Source organism: Trichocoleus sp. DQ-U1 (assembly GCF_039961925.1).
GTDB lineage: Bacteria > Cyanobacteriota > Cyanobacteriia > Cyanobacteriales > FACHB-T130 > FACHB-T130.
Window position 1 is genome coordinate 1 of record NZ_JAMPKB010000069.1, and the last position, 17,236, is coordinate 17,236.

A 17,236-nucleotide genomic window follows, 5' to 3' on the forward strand; every position below is an offset into this window, starting at 1 on the left:
CGTCGACACAGCAAAATAGTTCTTCTAGACTAAGCATGGGGTAATTCAGATGGATGAGAAGTTAGCACTTTCACCCTACCTGTTTTGCCCCTTCCTTATCCCGAACTCAGGTTAAATTGATTTCTACGAACCGCAAAGACGCACTAGGGGAGCCATGCGCGTTAACGCTATAGAGCGCGAACTGAAGAGGAGAAGAAAGGAAAGGACTAAGGAGTCTATACAGAGGCAGTAATCACAACCCGAAAGCCGCGGCTCCCGCTCCAACTGTCCAGCCCATCTCTGCTGCGATCCGCACTGCGGCAGTACCAGGGATAGTGATACCACGAACCCCCGCGTAGCAGACGAAGCGAATGATTTCCGCCAGACTCCCACACACTTCCATCTGAAGGCGCACCGTTGTAATTATTGTGCCAAATATCAGCACACCATTCCCAAACGTTTCCGTGCATATCGTATAGTCCAAAGGCATTCGGTGAAAAACTCCCCACATCCGTCGTTTTAGTTTCCTGACAGTATTTTCCTTTGGGTGCAGAAGCGTAAGTGTAATTCCCGTCAAAGTTAGCTAAATCAGTTGTAATGGTCTCGCCAAAGTGAAAAGGTGTGGTTGTTCCTGCACGACTTGCATATTCCCATTGGGACTCGCTGGGTAAACGATAAATTTTTCCAGTTTTTTTCGACAGTCGCGCACAAAATTCTACAGCATCGTACCAAGATACATTTTCTACTGGTCGTTTTGCACCTTTAAAGCTTGAAGGATCTAGTTGTAAATTTTGGTTGATTTTGGGCAGATTTGCTACCGCTTTCCACTGCGCTTGTGTAACTGTGAATTTCCCCATGAAGAAGGGTGCTAAAGTTACTTGATGTTGTGGATTTTCACTGCTATCTCGCTTCTTCTCCGTGTCTGGAGAACCCATCAGGAAGGTACCGCTGGGAATTTCTACCATTTCCAATGTTACCCCACCACCTAAGTCTTCAGAGAAATATTTTGCTTGCATTCTGCGGCGGTTAGTTTCTATTCCCTGTCCGTTTACTGTTACCACATCAAAATGGAACGTTTTAAGCGGTAAAGGTTGGGGAAGATTCAGAATGGTTGGCGCTAAAGATAACTTTTGCAGAGTTAATGCATTTATTACATCTTCGGCTGATTGATATCGCCGTTTCGCACCTCTTTGGATCATCTTATCTAAGATGCTACGCAACTCATCACTTACAGAATTTTGCAAGTAATTCTGCCAAACCCAAGCATCTTCATCAGTATCGAATAACTCTAAAGGCTCAACATTAGTCAGCAAATGAATGCAGGTGACGCCCAAACTATATAAATCGCTGGCAAAAACTCCTTTCCCGACTGCTTGTTCTGGTGCAATATATCGAAAGTCACCAATCACTGTTCCAGTTCTAGCTAATGCGGTTCTTGTCGCAAATTTAGCTGCACCAAAATCTACTAACACCAGTTGATTATCAACCTGACGACGAATGATATTCTCTGGCTTAATATCTCGGTGAATTACCTGCTTACTATGCACAAATTCTAAGACGCGCAGCAAGTCTGCCAACAAGCTGCGAATTTCGGTTTCGCTAAAAGCGCCTTGTTGTTCTAATATATGGGCTAAGTTCTGTCCGTTGATAAATTGTTGCACCAAATATTGACGGTTTTCTTCCTCAAAATGGGCTAACAGTTCCGGAATCTGCGGATGATTACCTAATTCTTCTAGCCGTACAGCTTCTTGATGAAATAACTTTGCTGCTTTATTAGCTGTATCCGTACCCTGTTGTATCGGGAAAAATTGCTTAATTACACAAGCTGGTTTGGACGGTTTCGCTTCATCAATTGCCCGAAAAGTCCTACCAAACCCGCCTTGTCCAAGTGGTGCCAAAGCCCGGTAACGCCCTAAAAGTACCAGCTTCGTCCCGCAGTTTTTACAAAATTTGTCATTGTGGGAGTTTTGGCACTTCTGACAGGCGGGATTTAAGCAATAACTCATAAATAATTGGAAACTTGATTTAGCGTAGATTGGGTTAAGGTAAGGAAATCCAACCCCTCTAAACAATTTGATGAGGTTCGTTCCTCAACCCAACTTACAGTTATTCCATACAGTGAATTAGTCAGCGCTTACTGACCAATCAATCATTATTAAATTCAAAAAATACTTTATATGGGCGCACAGATTCCCATTATATAAAACTAGCACTTGCGCCAATACTTGTCTAGTACCTATGGCAAATATTTAACAGAAATTTTAGAGATTTTCTGAAAATAATGGTGCGTTACGCTATCGCCAACGCACCTTCTATATAAGCCTTATTTTTGCGGTGTGCTATCGCCGTATTTAATCAAAAGCGCGATCGCTATACTGACGGCAAAAATTAATACCATACTCAAAGATGAGCCAAATCCCCAATTCTGAGTTGCACCCAAAAACTGGTTATAAATCAAGCGGGATATCGTCATGCTGGAGGCACCACCCAGCAATTCTGGATCGACAAAATCCCCTAAAGTGCTAATAAATACAAGCAAAGAACCCGCAGCGATTCCTGGTAGCGTTTGCGGGACAGTCACTTTCCAAAAAGTGTCAATCGGATTTGCCCCCAAATCCGCAGATGCCTCTAGCAACCGCCGATCCAGTTTTTCTACAGAAGCGTAAAGAATTAACACCATGTAAGGCAAATAACTGTAACCCATGCCAATAAACACGGCTGAACTCTGGTTCAGCAACTCCAAAGCCGGAAGCCCTAAAGTCGTTAACATCGTGTTCAGGACGCCAGTAGGACGCAAAATTGTAATCCAGGCGTAAGAACGCAGCAGCGATGATGTCCACAAAGGCAAGACAAAGGCTAGTAGCAGCAAATTTCGCCACTGTTTTGGTGCCATTTGCCCAATCCAGTAGGCAACCGGGAATCCGAGTAAAAGACAAACGATTGTAGTGCCAATTGCAAAGAATAGCGATCGCCCGATTACCTGCAAGTAAACTGGTTGAAACACCAGCGTATAGTTATCCAAACCGCTGGGATTCACCACATCCCCAGGTCGGATTCCTGGCACTAAACTCAGCTGAAAAATCACCAGCGTTGGCAGCACTAGCAACAAACCCAACCAGATACCAGCAGGACCCAGCAGCGCCATTGGTTCCAACCACTTCAAGCCTGGGCGTCTGCTGCCCATTAGCACTGGCGATTCGATTCCATCAGAGGGAGTGGGATTGGGGATAGAGGGAGGAGACGTTGGGGTAGACACGACAGAAAAAAGTTTTGAGTTTTGAGTTTTGAGTTTTGAGTTATTAATGAAAGATGATTGATATGAAGTATCAATTATTGCTTCAATTCATCATTCAAAACTCAAGATTATTTAATGTTAGCTGCTCGTCAATCGAGTCCAATAGGATTCATAAACTTCGGCAACTTTTCCAAGCGGCGCAACGCCTTCGCATTGGGCAAGTACCGCCTCTGGGGGAAATAAAATTTGATTGTTACGGATTTCATCAGGTAGCTGATTGTAGCCAGCTTGATTGGGTGTCGCGAAACTTAAACGTTCGCAAATCTGAGCGGCGACATCAGGTTGCAACATAAAGTTAATCCAGGCATAAGCTCCTTCTGGATTGGGAGCTGTTATCGGAACGACCAGTGTGTCAGTCCACACCGAAGAACCACTCCGAGGAATTAGATATTGTAAGTTTTTATTTTCTGGAATAATTTCATTGGCATCGGATGAAAATCCCATTGCCAGCAGCAAATCCCCAGTTAAAATTTGAGTTCTCCAGGCATCAGAGGTGAAAGAAGCGAGGGCCGGTTTGAGCGCCATTAACTTTTCATACGCCTGTTTAATCTGCTGCGGGTCTTTTGAGTTGTAAGAGTACCCCAGCATTTTCAACACCGCACCCATTACTTCCCGAACATCATTCAGCAAGGTCATCCTTCGAGAAAGTGCCTGCTGATTGTCCCAGAGATAATTCCAATCTGCTGGTGGTTGCTTCAGCTTCTGGGTGTTGTAAATGAGACCCGTTGTTCCCCAACTCAGAGGTATGCTGTAGCGGTTTTCTGGGTCATAGACGGGATTCTGGAAGCGGGGAAACAACCGATCCAAACCTACCACACGGGAGCGATCGATTTCACTGAGCAAGCCCAGTTCCACCATCTTCCTCACCGTATAGTCAGATGGGTAAATAATGCTGTAGTCCCCGCCTCCCAATGCTTGAATCCTGGCTAGCATCGCTTCGTTGGAATCATAGACATCAGCAATGACCTTGATTCCAGTCTCTTTGGTAAAGCGTTTTAACAAATCCTCATCGGTATAGCCAGCCCAAGTGTAGAGATACAATAACTTGTTGTTGGATGCATCAGAGTTGGCGGGTGCCGAGCGCACTTGGGCAAGCGTCCAGCCGCAACCAGACATTGCCAGTCCGAGGGTAGCAGCAGCTGACGTTTGTAAAAACCTACGTCGTGTTGAGTGTTGTGGGTTCGTCCGTTGAGCAGTTGGAGGCACGGGATTCAGCAAAGTTGCACGTCAATCGTCAAAATTTAGAAGAGGAAATTAAAAACTATCAAGGTGATTTTTTAGTTTTAATTTTTAATTTTTAATTTCTCTTTAACAGTATCTTACAGATTGCTCTATAGGGAGCGGTTCACCTAGTTCGGGCGTCAGTATTTTGATAGGCAAACATTAGATTTGTAGGGGTTTCTCAAATTTCCAGTCGTCATCCTGACTTTGAGGAGATAGCCCCGGAGTGATTGAATCGGTCGCTGAGTCAATTTGTCAAGTTTTGGGGGAAAGGAGCGCAAAATCAGTGCAGCAAAGGGCTGGCAGTCATCGATGGGAATGAATACTTTTTAATGTTTGGTGGTAGCCGGAAGCGATCGCAGCGATCGCTTCCGGCGTCTCTAGCCAACGACCAATGGGTTGACCGGGTTCCCCGAAAGCAAGCGATTGCTCTGGTCTGACCATGAGATTCTAACCCTTATAGAAACTGGATTCAGCCCGGTCGCTTCTGGGAATGTCGGGAGACGCACGGATAGCGATCGCTGCATTGGCTCTAAGTATTCATTGCCAGACAATCGGTAGCTGCCCAGTGAGCATAGATAGGGGTATGCAAGGCAGGCTCAATTCCCACAGTATTCATCTGCCGAACCGTTAAGCGATCGCCTGAAAGTAACTCCACCACATAATGAACATGAGTTCCCATGTACATCACGTGCTTCAGACGACCTTCAAAGCAGTTGATTGGCATCGCTGGCGGATAGAGACTCAGCTGAATCTTCTCTGGACGCACGCATACCACAACCTCCTGGACACCAATCTCATCCCAAGGCTCCAACGGCTGCACCACAACTGGCAAACCGCTTTTGGTGACAACTTTGAGCGTTGAGTAGTCAGAAGCTTCAATCCGCCCCTCAAACAGATTGGTATCCCCAATGAAATCCGCCACAAATGGCGTTTTGGGATGCTCGTAGATTTCAGTAGGCGAACCAATTTGCTCAATCTTGCCCCCGCGCATGACTGCAATCCGGTCGGAGAGACTTAGCGCTTCCTCCTGGTCGTGCGTCACCATTACAAACGTCAAACCGAGGTCTTGATGTAAGTTGGATAATTCCACCTGCATTTGTTTACGCAGCTTCAAATCCAATGCCCCCAAGGGTTCATCCAGCAAAACCACCGCTGGACGATTCACCAGCGCCCGCGCTAAAGCCACTCGTTGCTGCTGTCCCCCAGAAAGCTGGGAAGGAAAGCGGTTAGCATAGGTTTCCATTTTGACCAGCTTCAGCGCTTCTTGCACTCGTTCGGCAATTTCTGCCCTGGGTCGCTTTTTAATCCGCAATCCGAAAGCAATATTTTCCCAAACGCTCAAATGGCTAAACAAAGCATAGCTCTGAAAGACGGTGTTCACCGGACGCCGGTGGGGCGGCACATGGTTCATCGTCTGCCCCTGAATCAGCACCTCTCCTGCCGAGGGAGTTTCAAACCCAGCCATTAAGCGCAAAGTTGTGGTCTTGCCACAGCCAGAGGGGCCTAAAATACTGAAAAATTCTCCTCGGTGGATCTCCAGATCAACCCCCCGGACTGCTGTTTCTCCATTGAATACCTTAAAAACCTTGCGGAGTTCCACATCCAGTTCATTTGTAGTCTCCGGAGAGCGTTGTTCTGCTAAAGAAGTTTGAGACATAGTTGATGATTCCCAGTGGCGATGCCCCACAGAGGTTTGAATTGCTCAACACACGCCGTCGCGTCTGTTTTGTGAAGGCTGAGCCGGTGATGCTTGGTTGAGCGTTGTTGGTTGAGCGTTGATTGCTAACTTTGGTTTATTTTAGCTGTCGGACTCAGTCCGATTGCGATTCGCTTAAAAATTTGCCATTCTTTGATTCGTTGAACCTGAAAAAGTACAGGACAAAGTACAAGTGATTCCCGCTCTGTGCTGGATGCTATTTCCACGGCACCCATTTTCAGGACACCTCCAGTTCATCTTATTGAAGTGTGACGGTACACTATGTAGGAGCAATCCCTCTGTGAATTGCCGCCCACTCAAAATACCTTTTGTTTCCCTGTTTAGAGCCAATTTATTCAGCCTCCTGCTATGACCTTAATCGCTCGGTCTTCCTCAATTGGGCGTCAATCCACCCCCCGAACTGTGGGCCGACGTCTCCAATCTGTAATTATCATGTTGCTCGTTACCTTACTCTTGGCGGGTGGGATTGGCGCTCGTTTAGTTTTTTTACAAGTGGTTCAGGGGGAACGTAACCGACAGCTGGCAGAAAACAATCGGATTCGTTTGATTCCCAAACAGCCGGCCCGAGGCACCATTTTCGACCGCAAGGGAAGAGTTTTGGCGAGCAGTCGGCTGTCTCACTCGGTTTTTTTGTGGCCCATCGCCCGCAAGCAGAAGGATTGGCCTGCTACCCTCAGCCGCCTTTCGGAACTGTTAAATGTTCCTGAGAAAGAAATTCAAAAGCAACTAGAAAAAGCCGGTTATACCTCGACCTCGCTGTTACGAATTGCTCGTGACATCAATCCTGCCCAAATTACGGCACTTGAAGAGTACAGGAGCCAACTAGAGGGCGTAGAGGTGGATATTGAAGGGGTACGAAACTACCCCAACGCTGAGGTGGGCGCTCACGTCTTAGGGTATACGGGGGAAATGAACGATGAAGAGCTAGCCAAGATGAAAGATCAAGGCTACCGCTTGGGTGATGTGATTGGTCAGATGGGTGTGGAGGCAGCTTTTGAAAAACCGCTACGGGGAGAATGGGGCGGTCAACAAGTTGAGGTAGATGGTGCGGGTCAAGTGCTGCGGATTCTTGGTCAGAAAAAGGCGAAGGCTGGCAAAGATGTGCAGTTAACGCTGGATCTGGATTTGCAGAAGGCTGCGGAGCGGGCTTTGGGCGATCGCAAGGGCGCAATCGTGGCAATGGACCCCAACAATGGGGCAATTTTGGCAATGGTCAGCCGCCCAGGCTTCGATCCCAACGTTTTCTCTAAGCGGATCACCCCAGAAACTTGGAAGAAAGTACAAAGTAAGGGCAACCCCTTCGTCAACCGCGCTTTAAGAGTCTTTCCACCAGCGAGTACCTTCAAGATTGTCACGGCTAGCGCTGCGATTGAATCGGGTAAATATTCTCCGAATACGGTATTAGCAACCTATCCTTACTTAACCGTCGGTGGGATTCGGTTTGGGGAATGGAACCATGCTGGATTTGGCCCCTTGGGATTTGTTGGGGCGCTAGCGATGAGTAGCGATACTTTCTTTTATCAGATTGGTAAAGGAATAGGTGGTCCCACCTTGATTGACTGGACTCGGAAGTATGGCTTTGGTCAAAAAACGGGGATTGAGTTAGCTTCAGAAGAATTGCCGGGGTTGGTTGCGGATGCAGCCTGGAAGGAGAAGCGATTGAAGCAGGAATGGACTATCGGAGACACGGTGAATATGTCCATTGGTCAGGGCTTCTTGCAAACGACGCCGCTACAAGTTGCCGTGATGTTTGCGGTTCCGGCAAATGGTGGCTACCGAGTTAAACCCCACCTGCTCAAAGATAATGAGGCGTCCAAAAACTGGCGAGAGTCCTTGAATATGAAACCAGAAACGCTAAGGGTGGTGCGCCAAGGACTCCGGAGCGTTGTGACTAGCGGCACTGGAAAAGCGGTGAATGCGCCAACGTTACCCCCGGTTGCCGGGAAGAGTGGTACGGCAGAGGCTCCACCAGGACTGTCTCACGCCTGGTTTGGTGCCTATGCGCCTGCGGACAAGCCAAAGATTGTGGTTGTGGCGTTTGCGGAACATTCTGGAGGCGGCGGCGGTAAGGTAGCAGCCCCAATGGTGTTAAAAGTTTTGGAGGCTTATTTTCAGGTCAAGAAACCTGTTAAACCCGTTAAGTAAATTGTGAGGGGTTAGTTGTTAGTGTTTAGAGGAAAGGCTAACAACTGACTCCTCACAACTGACTCCTGACTATTGACTCCTCACAACTGGCTCCTGACTATTGACTGCTCTCAATTTCTCTGCAACGACCTAACTTCGATGGTGCCGTTGGGTGCGAACACCACTCTGAATTGGGCGAGGGGTTCCTGTGGGACAGCGTCTGGCGAGTTGCTCGGCTGGAATAATTTAGGCAGGGGCGTTTCATCCTCGTAATCAAAGGCTGGTTGATTCTGTGGCTCGTAATCGGCGACGACACCGTCTTTGTTTACGGCGACACGGTATTGTAAGCTCCGTGGAAAACTGGGAGTGGCTTGCCAATTTTGCTTGAGTTGTTCGGAAAGCCGAGCTTCTAAACTCTCTATCTGAGCTGAGTCGGTAATTTCTGGACCGAGGCTGGGCTTTTCTTTATACCCATACCAGGGACTCACTTGGGGGACGCCTCGTCTAGTAAATACCACCCGGAACTGAGCCAGGGGTTCTTTGCTGATGTCGCTACCAGTGGCAGGGATATAGAGCAATTCTGGGAGCGGAGTTTCTTCTAAGCGATCGCGTGCGGCTGAGTTAACTGGCTTGTAACCCACCACAGCTCCGTCTTTCCCTACGCCCACCCGATAAACTAAGTCTTGCCGAAACTGGCGGCGGGTCGTCCACTTCTGATAAATGTTGTTTTGCAGTTTCCGTTGTAAGAAGTACAACTGGGTGGGATCGGTCAGCTCTGGTGCTGCTGTCACCAGGGTTTCCAAGTCGGTAGCTTCAGCGCTAGATGACGTGGGGCTTGCTGTCGGCTGCTCGGACGAGACAGGGCTAGCAGGGGTCGTTAAGCTGTTGGGCTGGGGCAAGGGATCTTTGAGGTTCTTGACTTCGGGAGGGGGAACCCTAGAAAACGCGATCGCTGCCAATGCCAAACTCGTGACCCCAACTGCTGCTGGTGCGGCGCGTTGTGCCACCGGCACTTCAGCCTTCGCATAGCGTTTCGGAACCGGCGCGATGGACAGCATGATGTCTGGCAGCGTGCGACCATCAGCCAGGAACTGATCCACCGCCTCCACTAAATCAAACAGCTGTACCGTTGTGATATCAACTTGTCTTGCTTGGAGGGTTGTGGCTGTCCCACTGGATGCGCCACTATGAGTCGAGTCTCCACCACTTCCCGGCGACTCAACAATTAACCGATGCAGATGGGCATCTATTTTCTGAAACTGCACTAAACTCGGCTTGTCTTTCAGACTATGGGAGTGAGGCACCCCACTCAAGAATTCTTGAGCATAGTTGCTGGCTGCTGTCACCAGGCTTTCAAAAAAGTCACGTCCTCCCGTTAATGGCTTCTCCTTACCCGCAAAATGGCACTCAGCATTAACCAGGATAGACATTAAGGGTCGGGTGTCCACCTGACCAGCAGCTGTAGCATCGCTTAACCCTTCTAGGATCAGCGTGCAGTTAGGCAGACTGTACGGACGGCGAATAGTCATTTTCAGTTGGTGATTGGTAATTGGTAACTGGTAATTCGGGGAAAAACTAATAGGTAATTGGTAATTGGTAACTGGTAATTCGGGAAAAGTTTTAAGTTTTGAGGATTGAGTTTTTAAGTCAAGAACTTTCTTCTCGTCTCAAAACGCAACACCAATGCTCATCACTCTTATTCTTGATTACCGATTACTCCTTTTCTATGAAAGTTACACTTCTCCATCAAAAAGGCTGCTCCAAAATCTTTGCATTCCAGACGTTCCCGTACAAAATAGCAGCTCGCTTAACAGCTCAATAGCCAGATTGTTTAACTTCTCATCAGAGTTATAGGCGGCGACACCAGCGCGTCGTGGATTCATTCGGCTCCGGAAGTGAGCGCGGAACCTTTCTAAATACTCAGACAAGCGAAAATGATGTTCCAATGGCACCTGCTTGTCACGCAGCTGTTGATAAGCCAGTAGCAGCTGCCGGATCAACACGGTTAACCGCCGTGCTAGATGGCAGACTAGGATCACCATCGCTTTGGCTTCATCCAGGGTTAGCAAACGGCGTGTATAAGATCGTCGTAGCGGGTTGCTGCTTCGGATTCGCCAAAGGTGTACCCGATTTTTGATAATTCCCTGGAGTTCCAAATCCTTCGCCACTGTCAGCATTGCTTCAGACCCTCCCAATTCCAGGGCTTCTATTGCTAGTAGCATCAGGTCAATTTGTAGCCGAGTTCGACGCGGACACCCACTTGACGACGAAATCGGTGGGTCAGGGAGATTGTCTAAAATCAGCGGCATTGACTCTCGTGGAGGACTGTTTAATGGCATTACGCTCACAGAAAGATTCATTCCAAATAGCAGGACAGTTGAACTGGTTGATGGCTCGCACGGGCTACAACGAATTGCATATGGAAATCAATGACTTTTGACGGTTACATTTGTGTCCATCTGCTATCCGATTATTTATATGCCCAGCTGGATTTTACTAAAATCAGGGTGTCGCGATCGGGATTGAAGCTTCGGGCAAGTGGATGATTTTGGAGGTGGTTGTACTTGAATCATATAGATACGACTACTCACACGCCTCAATAGCTGCCCGCTGGCTCTTGAGTGTTAGGAATGCTCCAAAACCGTGCAGCCTTCTAGTGTACGATTTTCCAGGTATATCCTTGCACATCCGGGGGAGATCCTGCCTCTGTGATGCAACGGATACCGAGTTTACCTACAACCCTCTTTTTACGAGCTGCTATGGATCTCAAGTCTCTGATACGCGACATTACAGACTTTCCTAAACCAGGAATTCTGTTTCGGGATATAACGACGCTACTGCGAGATCCGGAAGGACTGCGCTACACCATTGAAACCTTAACCGAAAAGTGCGCCCAGTTGTCTCCAGAGTACGTCGTTGGGATGGAGTCGCGGGGTTTTATTATTGGGGCACCTCTGGCATACAAACTGGGAGTTGGGTTTATCCCCGTCCGGAAGCCTGGAAAGTTACCAGGTGCTGTTCACACGGTTGAGTATGAATTAGAGTACGGGATGGATCGCCTAGAGATGCATCAAGATGCTCTACATCCCGGAAGCCGTGTTTTGATTGTGGACGATCTGATCGCGACGGGTGGAACGGCAACGGCAACGGCTGAGCTGGTACAGAAAATTGGCTGCACCTTAGTAGGATTTGGATTTATCATCGAGCTAAGAGATTTAGGTGGGCGTCAACGACTTCCTGATGTGCCAATTGTGACGCTGGTTGAGTATTAGGGAGCAACTGCTCATGGCTAATTGCTAATTGCTAATGGAAAACAAGCTATTAAACAATTAGCGATTAGCAAGTTACAAAAATTTTGGCGATATGGGATTCTATATTTCATGACTTCTACTAGAAATTCTTCAGGTCAGAATGGGTTAACAGCTAGTTTAAATTGGCTCAAAAGGCTGGTCACAAGTGAAACTTTTCTCTACGTGGCAAAACGGCTATTACAGGCAATTTTGACTTTGTTTCTAGCCTCGACGCTGAGTTTTGCAATTAGTCAGATGGCTCCGGGAGATTATTTAGATACTTTGAGGCAGAATCCCAAAATTTCCCCGGAACGAATTGAGGAACTCAGGCAACAGTTTGGTTTGGATAAACCAGCGATTGAACAGTACCGACGGTGGCTGTGGCAGATTTTGCGCTATGGCAATTTTGGTACGAGTTTTGTCTATCAGCGTTCGGTGTCATCGCTGTTGTGGGAGCGTATCCAAGCGACATTGGAACTCGCGATCGCATCGGTGATTCTGACGTGGGCGATCGCGATTCCACTGGGGATCGTCGGTGCAGTTAACCAAAATCGCGCTAGCGATCGCCTCCTGCAAGTGCTGAGCTACGCCGGACAAGGGTTTCCCAGCTTCATCACGGCGCTGGTGTTGCTAATTTTCGCCCAGTACACTTCACCCCTATTTCCAGTCGGTGGCAGAACCAGCATCAATCACGCCGATTTATCCTGGTTCGGCAAAATTTTGGATATCGGTTGGCACATGATTTTACCCACCCTAGCGCTGAGTGTCACCAGTTTTGCAGGTTTGCAGCGAATTACCAGGGGAGAATTACTCGATGTTCTCCGCCAAGACTATATCCAGACAGCTCGTGCCAAGGGACTCCCCGAAGACCGGGTGATTTATGTTCATGCCCTCCGCAATGCGATTAATCCCCTCATAACGCTCTTGGGATTTGAGTTTGCCAGTTTGTTAAGTGGGGCATTTATTGCCGAATTTTTCTTCAATTGGCCGGGATTAGGACGGTTGATTTTACAGGCAGTCACTATCCAAGATATCTACTTAGTAATGGCAAGTTTGATTATGGGGGCAGTGATGCTGATTGTCGGCAATCTTATCGCCGATTTATTGCTTAAGGTAGCCGATCCGAGAATTAAGCTGGAAAATCTTAAATGAGGAAATGGCTAATGGTTTTAAACTTGTCCAATTATCAATTAGCGATTAGCCTACTACCTTTGCATTTACTATGTTTTCCCAAGTTTATTACCTAATCCGTTCGAGAGCTGATGGTCAATATCTTTTAGCTCAACCCGATAGAAGTGCTTCATCAACTGATGGCTACTTGTTGATGTTTGGCGAACATTTTGATGCCCTAAGCTATCTCAACGCCCATGCCCCAGATGTCAGCGATCGCTTCGCTGTCGAGTCTATCTCTGGAAACCAAGTAAAAGGGTTGCTGCAACGCTGGGGATTTAAGGGAATTGGGATGGTTGAAGACCCACTATTACCCAAAATTCAGTTTTTATCGCCAAGTTAAGCCAAATTATTGACTTTTATTGCCTTTTCTAAAGATTTATTGCAAGTATACCTAGGTACAGATGTCAGAAGCTCCAAAATTTGAGCAAATAAGAGAGGTCGTTCAGGCAGTTGTTTCGTCTGATCCGATCAACAAATCTTAATAGTGCTAATTTCGACAAATTAGGAGAGAGGGACTCTATGAAATCGATCCGTTTCAACCTGTCTGCTTGGGTACGTCCAGTGCGTATGGCGATCGCTGCTTGTTTTTGCGCTTTACTATTGTTCAGCTATGCAACTCCAGCCTACAGCAGCACAAAAACCCCCGCAGGATATAGCGGCACCAACAGTCGCCCCGGAGACGGAGAAGCCAATCTGACGAAGATTGAAGAGAAATCACAAAAGGCGGTTCTGAAAGACCCCTATTCGCTTAAGGAGACTCAGAAGGAAGCCCAGCAGGGTCTGAATGAAATTCAAGGATCTGCTGATGCTGAGAAGATGAGTACCAACGAAAACTCGCAAGGCGTCCAATCAGTTGAACAAAAAGTTCAGAAGGCTCTAGAAGGCATTACTGGCAAAGACTAAGGAGACAGTATTTGCTCAAGACTGAGCGCCCTAGTATCTGCTGAGTGCGGATGCAGGGTCTCATCATCAGGGCAACTCCGCAGGGGTTGTTCTTGATGTTATATAGGGCAGGCAGGAGTCTGCCTTGTTTTTTTTAGGCTGGCGATGCTGAAACGCTGGCTCGTTGGAGCGTGTAACGGCAATAAATGCCCTAGAACTGGAGTTCTCCTGTGGTTTGGGGTCTACGTTCAGTCTTCAAGGCGTGGATATGGGTAAATTTCCATGCATCCTGAACGCTGACAACAATGAATCCTAAAGCCTCTAGGTCAGTTTGGAATTGAGGGCGATCGCTAAATCTTGAAGTTGCTTCGATAATATGAAGCTGACCATCCAGTTTCAGAGTGCGGTTCGCCTCCCGCAGGTAATCGGTGAAGTTCGCTCCCATCAGTGACAGGCAGAAAATCGCTACATCAAGCCTTTGATCGTCAAGGGGAACATGAGCCATGTCGCAGGCAATAACTTCCTGATTCACAGCAACATGGTCAAAGCTGTAAACTGTATGGCGATCTGAAACCGCTTCAGCCAGCTTCGCCTGACCACAACCGAAATCACCGATAGTGTAGCCGCTACGTTGTTGGCACCAGCGAATCATCTCTTCATAAGGGATGACCGCCCAATTTTTCCTTGACTCAGTGTATAAAGTATGATAATTCGACCACTCCTCTGGATTCTCCTGTAGGCGATGGTGAGTAGTTTCGCTTCGGGTTTGGTTCCAGTGGCGGTTCATGGCGGAAAAGTCGCCGTAACGCTGCAACCGCCGCTGCACGTCTGCTGGGTCGTTATCGGGAATCGGAATTACAATCTTCGGACGGGCGATGACTTGGACGCCTGTTTCTAGCTTCTCTAGCCAAGCGATTACATCTTGATAGGCTTGGGCAGGCGATCGCAAGTATCCCTCTGGAACTACACCATCAACGGCAGCATCAGCGATGGATTTTTAAAACTCAAAGTCTAACTTTGGCGAATCATAAAATCTACCAATCTAAGTTTGAACAAAGTTGATATTAACAAGGTGACTAAATAAAAGGATAGATACTTGGCGAAACATTAATTATATTTTTAGAAAAATGCTTATTCTAAAATAGAGTAAAGTGTAGATTTTACAATTAAAAAACATTGTTGATGACGAACACCAGAAATCAAAAATGTTTTCTATAAGGACTTACAGAATCTATAAATTCACAGTCTCCTAAAATATTAGCTGTAATTAAACGAGCAACCCTACTTCTATTCCAATAAGACGTATGAGAACTTGTTAATCCTTTAGCCATAGATAATCCGGCTAAACCAAAAAATGGTTGTGAAACTTTTTTAATAAGATTGTGAGATGCAATAAACTTATCTCTAAAAAAGAGATTACAGGATGAATCAATATTTAAACTTGCAGAAAGAGGATATGCAAAAACGTCAGAAGCGTGAATTAAATTAATCCATCTTAAAGGTAGTTTTAAATATCTACTAGCAAACTTTTTTAGATTTTCAGGTGGGATACCTAACATGAAATTAAAAAGTAATATAGGCGAACCCATTGTAGTAATACTTCTAAGATAAACTTTTGGTGTACCGTTAGAAACACTTAAACCTTTTATCATATTTCTTATATAAAATGCTGGATCGTCAGCTCCATATTTATCAGAAAACAAAATATCATATAAAATTACTCCTCCTAAAGAATGAGCGATTAAATGAAGTTCTGTTTCTTGAGGATGCTTTTTTAAAAACTCAAATAATTGTAATGCAATAATTTTTCTAATCTCCATACCATTCTCTGTATTTAGGTAAGTGAACAGATCCCCAAAAAACTGATCGATAAAGAATTCACGATATTGACTATACTGAAACACATCTCCTAAATCGATCTTAGAATTATTGCAAAAATTATTTAAATCTTGCTGAACCCATTTCCAAAGTGGGGGTGTATTTTCTAAAACTCCTCCCCATTGACTACAAAAAAAATAAGGTTTAGTTTGTTTTCTTTTATCAAAATCATCTCTGATTTTCTCTATTAATTCAAAAGCATACTTATCATGTCTTGTAGCAACCCCATGAATGAAAAATGCAAGCATCTTTAACCCCTATTTTCTTCTACACATAAGCTTAAAACTTCATCTATCCATTCAGGAGTTGAGTTTTCATAATACTCAATTGCTAACTTTCCTACAGCTTGTGTAGAAACCCAATCTAAACTACCTCCAACTATTGCACCAATCACCGGAACTGCTTTGCCAAGTGTTTTCTGAACAGACTTTTCTACTGCTTTCTTTCCTCCTACTTTCCATAAAGCTTTAACCAAATGTTTTGACATTCCTTTCATAGTGTATTTAACTATTTTTTTTCCACCATGTTTAGTAATAACTTTAGCAGCATACTTTGTGCTTGCCTTTGCAGTTACTTCAATAATCGATCGTTTTACATTTCCTAAAGCTTTTAAGGCGTGTTTAGGCGCTGAATTTAATGCTTCTGCGATTACTAATTTCTTTAACTCTTCTATAGAACCATTAGACAAAACCAGAAAAATGTCTGTTTTTAAATCATTAGCCTGAGAGCTATACCCATAAACTTCAGCAATACAGCGAATTGTAAAAGCTTGAATTCTCCAAGATTTAACTATATCTATAGGAATAGTTGCGGGTAAAGTAACTAAACCTCCAAATCCAGTAACAGCACCTAATAAACCACTATTAATAGATTGTTCATGAATTATTTTTTCGGCAATCCCCCTTTTACTTAAAGTAGGATTTTCCGAACGAATTTTATTTAAGTATTTATTCATTTCTTCTGGATCAGAACTAATAATTGTATTAATTAGTGATTCGAGTGCTTCTTGCAAAACTGAAATATTCATTTTTTATATAATTACTTTAAGCTGTTGCTAAACCATAACTTTTGCAGCTTAAAAATAACTCAGTTAAAACACTAGGAATCTTCTACTTTTAAATTATCCTTTGAGTAGTTTTACTGTTTTCATGGTTTTCAAAAGCATAATTATTGATATTGAGTAAAATTACTTAGCACCTATAATCCCTTTAAAGTGCCATGAAATTTACTTTAGGTCATCTAGTACCTAAAATATTTTGAATGTGGTTTTATGGTTTTTTCTTGGGATAGCCTGAAATCCCTTATCATATGAGCCTTTCAGCCGTTTAATGGTTCAATAAAATAAATACAATTCTCGGTCTCTGTCTAGAAAGGTGACTAACTGAATTGAAGCGCCTTACAAAGTCATATAAAAGGGCATTGAAAACTTCGCTTAATTTTAGTAGTAAAGATTGTCTTACAACCAATACCTAGATTCCTACCCAAACCTAATCTTTATACCCAAAATTTCTTCTACTTAAGGGTTATTGGATTGTTACATCCTTTGACTTATCTAGGTTTCGGAAAAGCGGGTGGCGAGAATCGAACTCGCATCATCAGCTTGGAAGGCTGAGGTTTTACCACTAAACTACACCCGCAAATTGAGGTATGGTCAAACCATAACTAGATTACTAT

Annotated in this window: 15 protein-coding genes and 1 tRNA gene; 6 read left to right on the forward strand and 10 right to left on the reverse strand. The window is 45.3% G+C overall.

Annotated features, from left to right (window positions below; translation table 11 throughout):
• Window positions 1-215 precede the first annotated feature (215 nt).
• The 3 genes from NDI34_RS22020 to NDI34_RS22030 form a co-directional block, all read right to left on the reverse strand.
• Window positions 216-1,985 carry an SUMF1/EgtB/PvdO family nonheme iron enzyme gene (locus NDI34_RS22020; RefSeq protein ID WP_348233836.1) on the reverse strand — a complete coding sequence of 590 codons (1,770 nt, stop codon included), beginning with the start codon at window positions 1,983-1,985 and terminating at the stop codon, window positions 216-218.
• A 317-nt stretch (window positions 1,986-2,302) separates the two neighbouring features.
• The gene (locus NDI34_RS22025; protein ID WP_348233848.1) at window positions 2,303-3,163 is read right to left on the reverse strand and encodes an ABC transporter permease; all 861 of its coding nucleotides are present in this window, start codon (window positions 3,161-3,163) and stop codon (window positions 2,303-2,305) included.
• Between the two features lie 189 nt (window positions 3,164-3,352).
• A complete protein-coding gene (locus tag NDI34_RS22030; RefSeq protein WP_190426070.1) occupies window positions 3,353-4,390 on the reverse strand; it encodes a spermidine/putrescine ABC transporter substrate-binding protein in 1,038 nt (345 codons plus the stop codon).
• Window positions 4,391-4,725: 335 nt separating this feature from the next.
• Here NDI34_RS22030 and NDI34_RS22035 point away from each other — a divergent pair, with 335 nt between their 5' ends.
• Complete coding sequence (locus NDI34_RS22035; protein ID WP_348233837.1) at window positions 4,726-4,935, forward strand: hypothetical protein; 210 nt, start codon at window positions 4,726-4,728, stop codon at window positions 4,933-4,935.
• Between the two features lie 92 nt (window positions 4,936-5,027).
• Here the strand turns inward: NDI34_RS22035 and NDI34_RS22040 are convergent, their stop codons facing one another.
• Entirely contained in the window at window positions 5,028-6,155 is a 1,128-nt protein-coding gene (locus NDI34_RS22040; protein WP_348233838.1) for an ABC transporter ATP-binding protein, read from the reverse strand.
• 408 nt (window positions 6,156-6,563) lie between these two features.
• Here NDI34_RS22040 and mrdA point away from each other — a divergent pair, with 408 nt between their 5' ends.
• Window positions 6,564-8,360, forward strand: a complete 1,797-nt coding sequence (gene mrdA / locus NDI34_RS22045) for a penicillin-binding protein 2 (protein ID WP_190414963.1) — start codon at window positions 6,564-6,566, stop codon at window positions 8,358-8,360.
• Between the two features lie 110 nt (window positions 8,361-8,470).
• On the opposite strand, the gene NDI34_RS22050 is transcribed toward mrdA, so the two are convergent.
• Together NDI34_RS22050 and NDI34_RS22055 are read right to left on the reverse strand one after the other, a co-directional pair.
• Complete coding sequence (locus tag NDI34_RS22050) at window positions 8,471-9,868, reverse strand: DUF4335 domain-containing protein (RefSeq protein ID WP_190414962.1); 1,398 nt, start codon at window positions 9,866-9,868, stop codon at window positions 8,471-8,473.
• Between the two features lie 204 nt (window positions 9,869-10,072).
• Window positions 10,073-10,699, reverse strand: coding sequence for a DUF3038 domain-containing protein (locus NDI34_RS22055; RefSeq protein ID WP_190414961.1), 627 nt, complete (start codon window positions 10,697-10,699; stop codon window positions 10,073-10,075).
• A gap of 399 nt (window positions 10,700-11,098) precedes the next feature.
• On the opposite strand from NDI34_RS22055, the gene NDI34_RS22060 reads away from it, so the two are divergent.
• From NDI34_RS22060 to NDI34_RS22075, 4 genes are all read left to right on the forward strand, one after another.
• Window positions 11,099-11,611, forward strand: a complete 513-nt coding sequence (locus tag NDI34_RS22060; RefSeq protein ID WP_190414960.1) for an adenine phosphoribosyltransferase — start codon at window positions 11,099-11,101, stop codon at window positions 11,609-11,611.
• A 108-nt stretch (window positions 11,612-11,719) separates the two neighbouring features.
• A complete protein-coding gene (locus NDI34_RS22065) occupies window positions 11,720-12,781 on the forward strand; it encodes an ABC transporter permease (protein ID WP_190414959.1) in 1,062 nt (353 codons plus the stop codon).
• Window positions 12,782-12,851: 70 nt separating this feature from the next.
• The gene (locus tag NDI34_RS22070; protein WP_190414958.1) at window positions 12,852-13,142 is read left to right on the forward strand and encodes a hypothetical protein; all 291 of its coding nucleotides are present in this window, start codon (window positions 12,852-12,854) and stop codon (window positions 13,140-13,142) included.
• Window positions 13,143-13,321: 179 nt separating this feature from the next.
• A complete protein-coding gene (locus NDI34_RS22075; protein ID WP_190672163.1) occupies window positions 13,322-13,705 on the forward strand; it encodes a low temperature-induced protein in 384 nt (127 codons plus the stop codon).
• A 190-nt stretch (window positions 13,706-13,895) separates the two neighbouring features.
• On the opposite strand, the gene NDI34_RS22080 is transcribed toward NDI34_RS22075, so the two are convergent.
• From NDI34_RS22080 to NDI34_RS22095, 4 genes are all read right to left on the reverse strand, one after another.
• Entirely contained in the window at window positions 13,896-14,633 is a 738-nt protein-coding gene (locus NDI34_RS22080; protein ID WP_348233839.1) for a methyltransferase domain-containing protein, read from the reverse strand.
• 250 nt (window positions 14,634-14,883) lie between these two features.
• Window positions 14,884-15,810, reverse strand: coding sequence for a hypothetical protein (locus tag NDI34_RS22085; protein ID WP_348233840.1), 927 nt, complete (start codon window positions 15,808-15,810; stop codon window positions 14,884-14,886).
• 2 nt (window positions 15,811-15,812) lie between these two features.
• On the reverse strand, window positions 15,813-16,589 hold the full coding sequence (locus tag NDI34_RS22090; protein ID WP_190672171.1) for an EcsC family protein: 777 nt from the start codon (window positions 16,587-16,589) through the stop codon (window positions 15,813-15,815).
• Between the two features lie 539 nt (window positions 16,590-17,128).
• Window positions 17,129-17,199 (reverse strand) — tRNA-Gly (locus tag NDI34_RS22095).
• Window positions 17,200-17,236: the final 37 nt, after the last annotated feature.